Genomic DNA, 359 nt, shown 5'->3' with positions numbered 1-359 from the left:
GTTAATTCAGATGATGAAGGAAACTATACTTTTTCTGTTGAATGCGGAAAAATATATAATGTAAGAGCCGAAAAAGAAGCCTATACTACCAAGGAAGAAAGTGTGACTATTGCCGACGAAGACGGAAAAACAAAACTGGATATAGCCTTAGAAAAAGAGCAATGTAAGGTTACCATCGGAGATGATTTAGGCAAATGCTTTGGCATTAAAAATATATACTTCGATTTCGATAAATCTAATATCCGTGTTGAAGCAGCCATAGATTTAGAAAAAATATTGGATGTTATGAATCAATATCCAAAAATGAAACTTGATATTCGATCCCATACTGACAGCCGTGGATCATTCAAATACAATGA

The 359-nt window shown here is 33.7% G+C and carries 1 protein-coding gene; it reads left to right on the top strand.

Annotated elements, in window-relative coordinates; all coding sequences use genetic code 11:
- On the top strand, positions 1-359 hold a 359-nt coding region (locus tag CXF59_RS00120), incomplete at both ends, for an OmpA family protein (protein ID WP_198554602.1).

It is taken from the genome of Flavobacterium sp. ALD4 (assembly GCF_002836475.1).
Taxonomy (GTDB): Bacteria; Bacteroidota; Bacteroidia; order Flavobacteriales; family Flavobacteriaceae; genus Flavobacterium.
The sequence above is the reverse complement of the archived record's forward strand: the minus strand, read 5'-3'. Positions and strand labels throughout refer to the sequence as shown.